The following is a 5,694-nucleotide window of genomic DNA, read 5'->3' as shown; positions in this document are numbered from 1 at the left end:
GCCAGGACGGCGAGGCCCGCCGCCTTGGCCGCGGCGGTTTGGCCGTGTTCGTCCTTCGGCCAGTCCCACAGCCCCACCAGCGTGTTGACGCCGACGCGGGCGAAGGACTCCCCCAGGTTGGCGCCGCCGCCGACCGCCGGGCGGGTCGGGTCCTGCAGCCAGACGCCGACGGGCAGGGTCGTGCCCGAGCGCCAGACGGCGGTGCCGGGCCAGCGTGACCAGTAGGTCGCGGGCGTGAAGACGGGGCCGGGCAGGTAGGTGGCGGCGTCGGGGTCGGGGGTGAAGGCGAGGTCCACCCAGTACTGGGCGGTGCCGTGCGTCTGGTCCGGGAAGGCGGACCGGTTGCCGGGCGCGTACGCGCTGCCCACGGCCGTCAGCGGGCCGGAGGCGGTGACCACCGGGCCGCCCGCGAAGGCCTCGGGCGTGGCGGCGTAGTGGCCCGAGGGGGCCAGGTAGGAGACGGTGTAGGTCTGGCCGGGGCGGATCGGGACGGGCGCGGAGAAGGCGGCCTCGACCCAGCCGGTGTCCCCGGTGTCCGGGAAGTCCACCGAGGCGAGTTGCTTGCCCTGGCCGTCCCAGAGCGCGCCCACGTGGTGGCCGCCGTTGGCGGCGGAGCGGTAGTAGCGCACGCCGGTCACCGCGCCGGCCACGGACGTGGTGAACTTCAGCCCCAGCGTGGCCGGCTGGGGGTCGCCGAAGTCCGGCTGCGCGGGTGCCGCGGCGCCGAACACCGTGGCCGTCGGACCGTCGCCGCGGCCGGGCGGCGGGGGCTGCGGGCCGGACCCGGCGCTGTCGCACCCGGACGCGCCGAGCAGGGCCGCCGCCAGCAGCAGGGCGGCGGGCCGCACCCGGAGCCTCACGCCGGGGTGCCCTCGACGGCGCGCAGGAACTCCTGGGCGCGCGCCTCCCAGGTGTCCGCGGCGACGAAGGCGCGCCGCTCCTCGGCGCCCTGCGCCGGCGGCACCGACAGCGCCCGGTCCACGGCGGCGAGGAAGGACTCGGCGTCCGTGCTCGCGGCCGCCACCCCGGCCTCGGCGTAGCGGCGCAGCTCCGGGAAGTCGGTGCTGACCACCGGCAGGCCCAGGGCCAGGTACTCCTTCAGCTTCACGGGGTTGCAGTGGCGCACCCAGTCATTGTCGTGCCAGGGCATCAGGCCGACGTCGAAGCCACGCCCGAACGCCGGCACCGCCTCGTGCGGCTGGAAGCCGAAGAGGTGGACGTTGGGCAGCGCGGCCAGGCCGGACAGGTCCGCGTCGCCGCCGCCGACCAGGACCAGGTGGGTGTCGGGCCGCTCCTTCGCCAGGCGCTCCAGCAGCGCGAGGTCGACGACGAAGTCGTCGAGGGCGCCGAAGAAGCCCGCGCGCGGGTGGGGCACTCCGGACAGCTCCGCGGCCTCGGGGCCGTCGGGGGTGAACCGGTCGAGGTCCACGCCGTGGTCGAGGAAGACCGCCCGACCGTCCGTCACATCCTCTTCCGCGGCGAGCAGTTCGCGGCTGACGTAGAGGACGACGGCGGCCTCGCGCAGCAGCCGCTGCTCGAGCCCGGCGATCGCGGCCTGGTCGGCCTCGGGGAAGGCGGAGTGCCGGTCGGAGCGGTTGTAGACGAGGGTCCGGTGCGGCAGCCGGCGCACCGCGTCCACCGCCGTCGGCACGGTGACCGTGACGACGTCCGGGCGCATGCCCATCTTCCGTGCCGCCCGGCGCACTTGGAACGCGACGAGGCGGGCGTTGACGGCGCGCGCCGTCGGCCAGCCGTAGAAGGGCAGGACGACGGGCGACAGGACGGCGAAGCGCGGCAGCTCCGGGACCGGGAACGCGAGCGAGCGCGCCATGCTGCGGGCCTTGCGCAGCAGCCGGCGCAGCACCTTGCTGCTGCGCCCCGGCAGCGGCATCCGCATGCCGATGCTGTTCACGAACAACACCGGCCGGTGCCTTGCCACATGGAGCATCAACTGGACGTCGGAATGGGCCCTGCTGTGGTACCACCAGTCCTGCGCGGCGAAGCACACGTGCCCCGGCTCCGCCCCGCGCGTGTCCCCCCGGACCATTGCGTCTCTCCTGTCGAAGGCGGCTTTCAGCATAACGAGGCAAGAGCCGCCGCAAACGGTTCTCCGGTGATCCGCGCGGCACCTATGCTCGGGACGGGGCCGAGTGGGCGGGTGCACGGAGGGGGAGCGGAATGGATCTGGCCGAGATCTACCGGGTCTTGCGCAGGCGCTGGTACGTCCTGGTGCCGGGGCTGGTGGTCGCGGTGGGGCTGGCGGCGGCCGCCTGGTACGTGCTGCCGATGAAGTACCAGTCCAACAGCACGGTGGAACTGCTCAACTCGCAGAAGGCCACGGTGGCCTTCGACGGGAACCCCTTCCTGAGCACCCAGGCCGCGCTCACCGGCATGGCCGACACGCTGCGCCGCAACCTGGTCTCGGACACGCAGAAGCGGAAGCTCAAGGACCTCGGCGTCACCGAGACCTACGACGCGGAGATCGCCGACAACGCCCAGGGCCCGATGATCGTGCTGTCGGTCACCGGCACCGACGCGACCCACGTGCTGGCCTCGGAGCAGACCCTCACCGACTACGCCAAGCAGCGGCTGCTGGAGTTCCAGCAGGAGCAGAAGGTCCCCACCGACGCGCTGATCCGCAGCACGGTGATCGTGCCGCCGCAGGACCCGGTCGCGCAGACCAAGTCGAAGGTGCAGTACGCCGCGATGGGCGGCATCGGCGGCCTGGCGGTGACGCTCGTGCTGGTGTTCTTCGTGGAGGCCCGCAAGCGCCGCGCCTCGGAGGCGGCGGCCTCGATGTCCGCGCCGAACCCCGCCCCGGGCGCGGTCCGCAGCGAGCCGGCGACCGTCGCCGCCGCGGAGCCGAAGGGTCCCGTCCCCGCCGGGCTGGAGGACGACGGCGAGGAGCCGGAGGACCTGGCGGACGCGACGATCCAGCTGTCGCTGCTCCCGGTCCCGGATCAGCGCGGTGACGAGGAGGGCTCCAAGCGCCGCTCCTGGTTCGGCTGAACGGCCCGCTCCCCCGCGGCCTTCGGCAGGCCCAGCCGGCCGAAGTAGACGGCGCGGGCCTCCCGGCGGACGAAGCCGAGATAGGCACCGCCCGCTCCCAGCAGCAGGAAGAAGACCCCGGCGAACATGGCGAAGCCGAGGGAGTCGAACGTCGCGCTGATCACCAGGGCCACGGCGGCCGACGCGAAGAAGGCCTGGCCGAGCTCGCGGTCCTGCTCGCGCTGGGCCAGGCGGCGGATCGCGCCGCCCTGGTGGATGCCGGTGAAGAAGAGCACGAACAGCGCCAGCAGTCCGAGCAGCCCCATCTCCGCCGTGGCGAGCATGTACTCGTTGTCGGTGAAGAAGTAGGTCTGCGGGTCGAAGGTGCCGAACCCCCGCCCGAACCACGGCCGTTGCACGATGTAGGGCCAGATCTCCGCGTACTTCACGGTGCGTGCCTGGGTGCTGGTGTCCTGTGCGCCGAAGAAGCTGGAGAAGGCGCCGGTGAGGGTGCCGATCAGACCGGGCACGGCGACCTTGAGCGCCGCCACGCCGGCCAGCAGCACGCCGATCGCGGCCCAGCGCCGCTGCGGCTTCCACCTCGGCACCATGATCAGCACGACGATGGCGGCCCCGATGATGGACGTCTTCGACACCGTCAGCGGCAGCGCGCCGCCGATCAGGGCCACCGGGGCCCAGCGCACGAAGAGGCTGCGGTGACGGCGGATCGGGTCCAGCGCCTGCTGGATCGCGAACGGCAGCAGGATCGCCAGCATGCCGCCGAACTCCAGCGGTTGGGCCGTGGTCGAGCGGGGACGGGTGAAGCCGCCGCGGTCCATCGTGGTGATCCCGGCCGAGCTGGCGGACAGGCCCGGGATGTGGATGGAGTCGGCGATGTTGGTGGAGAAGAAGAAGTCGTAGAAGCCGAGCAGCGCCACCACCGAGGCCAGCACGATCAGCCGGCGCATCAGGGTGTCCAGCCGGTGGCGTTCGTGGGTGGCCGCCGAGGCCAGCACCACCAGCGCCACCCACACCAGCAGGCCGATCAACCCCCGGTCCGCCGCGAGCAGTTCGGAGTGCGGGGTCTGCCGGGTGGCGTCCGCGAGGTAGGCGCCGAGGACCGCCGCGGCCAGCACGCACAGCGCCACCCGGGGCGCCCTGGTGCCGCGCGCGGGCAGCATCCAGCCGCCCAGCCAGGCGGCGAGGTACCAGAACAGGCCCAGCAGCGCGAAGACGTTGGCGGGGGTGCCGATCCCGCCCAGCGCGGGCAGGCACATGTTGGACGGGATGAACAGGGCCAGCGCCAGGTACACCGACAGGATCGAGACGCCGTCCAGACGCCGGTCGAGGAAGGTGCCGCGGGACTTCGCCGGAGGCCAGCGCAGCCACAGCTCGCCGGTCCTGCGGCGGCGCCGGGCGAGCATCACGCAGTCCAGCAGCGCCGAGAGCAGGAAGGCGGCGGCCAGGCCGCCGATCACCACGGCGGCCACGTACTGGATCTTCGACTTGGGCTGGGCCACCGGCTGCTCGGGCAGCACCACGGCGGTGGCCTGGATGAAGTAGTGCTGCGGCACGCCCGCCTGGCGCTGCAGCGCGGCCAGCTGCTCGCCCGCGAAGTCGGTGATGACCGAGGTCTCCCGGAGCACCTGCGCCCGGCTGGACCCCTTGACGGTCAGGCTGAGCAGCGGCCCCGAGGTGTCGGGGGCGAAGCTCACCAGGTACTCGTCGGTGACGCCCTGGGCGGCCAGCGCCTGCGCCGCGTCCGCCGACATCAGCGAGCGGATCAGCACGTCCGCGGTCACCACCAGCGGACCGCCCGCGTTGGAGATGTTGTTGCCGTAGGTGGGCGCGAGCTTCGCGACGGCCGTCGAGTCCAGCAGCGCCAGCGAGCTCTGCGACTGGTAGTTCATCGGCACCGAGCGGCCCAGGTAGATTCCTGCCAGCAGGGCGAGCACGGTGATCGGCGCCATGACGTACCAACGCCGCCGGAACACGGCGATGATCTCTCGCAGGCTCACTGGTCCTCCGGTGGCGTTCCGCTGACGGCGCGGCAGCGCCTTTGCCAGTATCGGTGCTGACGGTCGTGGAGACAGGGGGATTCCGGATGTCACCCGAGGCGGTGTTCCGGGCGCTGGTGCGCCGCTGGTACGTGCTGGCCCTGGCCGCGCTGCTGGCGGCGGTGGGCGCCTACCACGTCGTCAGGCCGACGCCGCAGTACATGAGTTCCACGGTGCTGGTGCTCAAGCCCCCGGCCACCCGGGACCAGCCGAACCAGTTCGCCAACCTGCAGGCCAGCCTGGCGGCGGTGTCCTACGCGCTGGTGGAGCAGCTGGAGTCGCCGGCCGGTCGGGCCGAGCTGGCGGCGGCCGGGGTGCACGGCTCCTACCTGCTCGCGCCGCGCAACAGCGGCACGACGGTGACGCCCAAGTACCTGATCCCCTCGCTGCAGGTGACCGCCGAGCAGCCCACGCCGGACGAGGCGGACTCCGTCGTCCGCGCCGTGGTCGCCGTCTACCTCAAGCACCTCGACCAACTGCAGGACGCCGAGCACATCCCGGCGGCCGGCCGGATGAGCACCACCCAGCTGACCCAGCCCAAGGCCGAGCTGGTGCTGGGGACCAAGAGCCGCGGCCTGGCGGCGTGGCTGCTGATCGGCACGGTGGGCGGCGTCCTCGGCGCCCTGTGGAGCGACCGCTACGCGGAGCG

Annotated in this window: 4 protein-coding genes; 1 reads left to right on the top strand and 3 read right to left on the bottom strand. The window is 73.0% G+C overall.

Translation table 11 applies throughout. From position 1 onward, the window contains the following. Window positions 1-860 (bottom strand): DUF4082 domain-containing protein (locus tag ACFP3V_RS30905; RefSeq protein WP_380590851.1); only part of this gene is annotated, 860 nt, incomplete at its 3' end. Next, entirely contained in the window at window positions 857-2,047 is a 1,191-nt protein-coding gene (locus ACFP3V_RS30900) for a glycosyltransferase (RefSeq protein WP_380590849.1), read from the bottom strand. The genes ACFP3V_RS30900 and ACFP3V_RS30905, both read right to left, overlap by 4 nt. A 131-nt stretch (window positions 2,048-2,178) precedes the next feature. Here ACFP3V_RS30900 and ACFP3V_RS30895 point away from each other — a divergent pair, with 131 nt between their 5' ends. Continuing rightward, window positions 2,179-3,009, top strand: a complete 831-nt coding sequence (locus ACFP3V_RS30895) for a YveK family protein (RefSeq protein WP_380590846.1) — start codon at window positions 2,179-2,181, stop codon at window positions 3,007-3,009. On the opposite strand, the gene ACFP3V_RS30890 is transcribed toward ACFP3V_RS30895, so the two are convergent. Further along, entirely contained in the window at window positions 2,961-5,006 is a 2,046-nt protein-coding gene (locus ACFP3V_RS30890) for an O-antigen ligase family protein (protein ID WP_380590843.1), read from the bottom strand. The genes ACFP3V_RS30895 and ACFP3V_RS30890 overlap by 49 nt on opposite strands. Window positions 5,007-5,694 lie beyond the last annotated feature (688 nt).

This window comes from Streptacidiphilus monticola (genome assembly GCF_042658505.1).
Lineage (GTDB): Bacteria > Actinomycetota > Actinomycetes > Streptomycetales > Streptomycetaceae > Streptacidiphilus > Streptacidiphilus monticola.
This window is presented reverse-complemented; position numbering and strand designations above follow the sequence as displayed.

What these genes read in the sequence shown, in the direction of transcription:
- ACFP3V_RS30900 (WP_380590849.1), bottom strand. Translation starts at nt 2,047, where the DNA reads ATGGTCCGGGGGGACACGCGCGGGGCGGAGCCGGGGCACGTGTGCTTC.
- ACFP3V_RS30895 (WP_380590846.1), top strand. Translation starts at nt 2,179, where the DNA reads ATGGATCTGGCCGAGATCTACCGGGTCTTGCGCAGGCGCTGGTACGTC.